Origin of the sequence: Flavobacterium sp. UGB4466 (genome assembly GCF_903469665.1) — a bacterium.
Taxonomy (GTDB): Bacteria; Bacteroidota; Bacteroidia; order Flavobacteriales; family Flavobacteriaceae; genus Flavobacterium; species Flavobacterium lipolyticum.
The window spans coordinates 1-3438 of record NZ_CAGKLC010000201.1 but is presented as its reverse complement, the minus strand read 5'-3'; the positions used below and the strand labels follow the sequence as shown (position 1 = coordinate 3438).

Below are 3438 nucleotides of genomic sequence, written 5' to 3'. Positions count from 1 at the left end.
GTTACTGCTTAATGCCATTGCGCTGCAACTATAGAATTTCTTTTTAGAATATAAAAAAAAACCGTTACGAGCTGTAACGGTTTTTTTGTTTCAGGTTTCAGGTTATGCTCAAAGTGTCAAACCTGAAACCTGAAACCTGAAACTTGAAACAAATTTTATTGTACTGCAATTATTGAAATCTCTACATTTACATTTTTAGGTAAACAGGCAACCTGAACAGTTTCACGAGCAGGAGCCGTTTTTTCGTCGAAATAAGAACCGTAAACGGTGTTTATAGCTGCGAAATTATTCATGTCCATGATAAAAATGGTAGCTTTTACTACATTTTCAAAAGACATATCGGCAGCTTCTAAAATGGCTGCAATATTTTCCATTACCTGTTTGGTTTCATCATTGATATTGTCTGTTACAAGTTCGCCGGAAGTCGGATTGATCGCGATCTGACCTGAAGCATAAAGTGTGTTTCCTGATAATACAGCCTGATTGTAAGGACCAATTGGAGCCAGTGCCTTTTCGGTAAAGATGATTTTTTTCATTATAAATTATTTTAAATTTATGGTTTATCGATTTGAAGTACTACGCTTGTTCCATTTAATATCACTCAACATTCCGGATTTAATCCCAATAAAGAAGTTCCAGTTGGAGTTTGGACCAATTGGAGTCCAGTTAAAGGCCATTCTCCAGCTTAATAAGTCTCTTTCAAAACGAAATTGTGTAAAAGTAACTCCTTTTTGTACAAAATCGTAACCCGTAGAAACTCCGCCTTTCCATTTAGGTGTAATGTCCATATTGGCAGATATCATGATCGAGTTTCCGATAATTTTATTTTCTCTGGCGGCATTCGAGTAGGTTAGGGAGTATGCCATAGTCATATCCCACGGAAGTTTAGAGCGGAAAAACTCAGTTATCACATCTTTGTCATCATCTTTTTCGTTGGCAAACTGACTATTTCTGCTATCGTTTAGATCTGTATTTGTTCCGAACAAGTCGTCATTACGACCACCATTTCGCTGGCTCTGTGTGTTCTTTTCCTGTGCACCGCCTCCCTTGTTCGAGAAGGAATAGTTTACAGTAAGGTTGGCACTCGTCAATCGGAATAAACTCCCTCCGTTATCAATATTGAAGACATTCATTACTTGCCCTGCATTATCAATCGCATACGGGTTTAAAACAGCTCCGAAGTTCAGATTCATTTTGTTGTCCAAAAGCTGTGTTCCACCACTTATAATCACCGGCTGCCAGGCTAAAGTTTGTTTTCCGTCAGCATTGAAATTATAACTGGTGCTGAAGTTTAAGTTGTTTAGTAACATGATCTTTTTCGGCTCTGTTTTTGTGCTGTCACGATCTCTTACCTTGGCTTCGAAAGTATTGCTTAAAGCAAATGACACAATATTAGAGTTGCTGTTTCCGGGAGCGCCAAAAATACCATTGTCAAACCTGGAATATGTGCTGATTTTTCCGGTTGCGTCTACCGTATAATTGTCGTAATACTGATCAAAACTTGGGGTGTAAGAATACGTCATAGTGGGTCTCATGACGTGACGTATGGATTGAATTTTTTTGTTGTCACCAAAATTAAAAGTACCATAAATGGTAGTTCCTAAATTGGTGCTGAAATTATAAGTTCGGTAAGCATCAAAGCCATTAACAGTTGTGGTTACAGCCTGCCCTTTAGTAGCATCGTATTGTCTGTTTTCGGTTTTAGTTACCCAGGTTTCCTGATAATTGGTAGAGGCTCCGGCACTAAAATATTTAAACAATTTAAAGTTAGTACTAATTGGAATACTGTGTTGCATTCCAATCTTAGCATCTCTAAACATCTGTGGTTTGAAAAACAGGGAATCTGTTGTTGAGATACTGTTTTTACCACTTAAATTATATTGTAAATTGATGTTTTTTATAAATCCTTTTTTAACGCCGTCTTTTCCAACAAAAGGATAGACACGATCCACACTTGCCTGTAAGGTTGGTAGAGTCATGTCGATTTTTTCCGTTTGAGTATTTTGCGAGTGCGTGGCAGTTAACGAAATACGTGCTTGAGGTATTGTATTGAATGTTTTGCTGTAGGAAATGGAAGAATTTAAAGTGTTATTTAAATTCGATCCAGCGTTCGCCTGATTAATAGATCGCTTGAAGTACTTACTACTACCCATGTTTACAGAGGCAGAAAAAGTAGAGTTAGGATTTGATTTTGTATCTTTCGAATGCGACCACTGAATGTTGTAGATTTTTTCTTTAGAATAATCAGGGTAACCACGCTCACTGTTGATCAGATTTTCATAACGAATATTAATATTTCCTCTGTATTTGTACTTCGCAGCATACGTTGATTCGAAGCGCATGGCATAACTACCATTGGTATAATAGTCACCCAGAACCGTCAAGTCATAATTATCACTCAATGCAAAATAATATCCTCCGTTTTGTAAAGAGAAACCTCTTGTATTAGAATCGTTGTAACTAGGTAAAATAATACCCGAAACACTTTTTTCCTGACTCATCGGGAAATAGGCGAAAGGCAATGCCAGAGGGGTAGGAACATCTGCAATGACCATATTGGTTAAACCGGTAATTACTTTTTTACCGGGTATAAATTTTACTTTATTGGTCTGAAAATAGTATTCCGGATTGTCAATGTCTTTTGCGGTTGTAAAACGGGCACCGCGTAAAAAGTAAACCGAGTCGTTTTCTTTTTTGGTAATGGCCGCTTTAATCTTAAATTCACCTTGTTCTGTTCTTGAATTATAGATCAGCGCCTTTTTTGTTTTAAAATTAAATCGAATAGAGTCTGGCTGAACTTCGCTGCCTCCTTGTTTGAAGTTTGGATATTGTATCAAAACACCTGCAGAATCCCGAATACGTCCGGCATAAACTTCTTCCTTCTCCATGTTTAAAACAATGATACCCGATTTTAATTCGACATCTTTGTAATAAAGTTCGGCTTCATTATATAAGGTAAGAGTTTTTGCTTTTTTGTCGTATTTAGCGTAATCTTTAGCTTTGTATTTGGTAACAGCGTCCAGAAAATTCTTTTTTGCCTTAACCGTATCCAGCTTTATAGTGTCTGAAACGGCAACCTCAGGTTTCTCTGTTGTAGTGCTTTTGGGTTTATCTGTTTGTTTTACAGTAGGTAAAGGCTTTTTTTTGTTTTTTATCTCTTGCGAATATAAATTACCACATCCTAAAGTTAGGAAAAATGATAATAAAACGATATTAAATAAGTTTGTATGCAAAGGTTTAAATGCTATTTTTGTAAAATTATGGCTTGTTTTTTGACATGTCAAACTTACATATAATTTTTTGTCAAAAATAATCAATTGTAAAAATTATAGCTGTAGCGTTTTATTAAAATTAACTTTTAGATTTATGAATGGATTTAACAAAATTAAAGTAATATTTACTTTTTTTCTAACGATATTGTCTTTTTGTGCTTATAGC

At 35.8% G+C, this 3438-nt stretch carries 2 protein-coding genes; both read right to left on the bottom strand.

The features are described 5' to 3' along the window. Positions 1-155: 155 nt before the first annotated feature. A complete protein-coding gene (locus tag JO950_RS21515) occupies positions 156-536 on the bottom strand; it encodes a Rid family detoxifying hydrolase (RefSeq protein WP_202704478.1) in 381 nt (126 codons plus the stop codon). A 24-nt stretch (positions 537-560) separates the two neighbouring features. After that, positions 561-3284, bottom strand: a complete 2724-nt coding sequence (locus JO950_RS21510) for a putative LPS assembly protein LptD (protein ID WP_370528155.1) — start codon at positions 3282-3284, stop codon at positions 561-563. Positions 3285-3438 lie beyond the last annotated feature (154 nt).

Coding starts and splice junctions, on each gene's coding strand:
- JO950_RS21515 (WP_202704478.1), bottom strand. CDS start 536: ATGAAAAAAATCATCTTTACCGAAAAGGCACTGGCTCCAATTGGTCCT.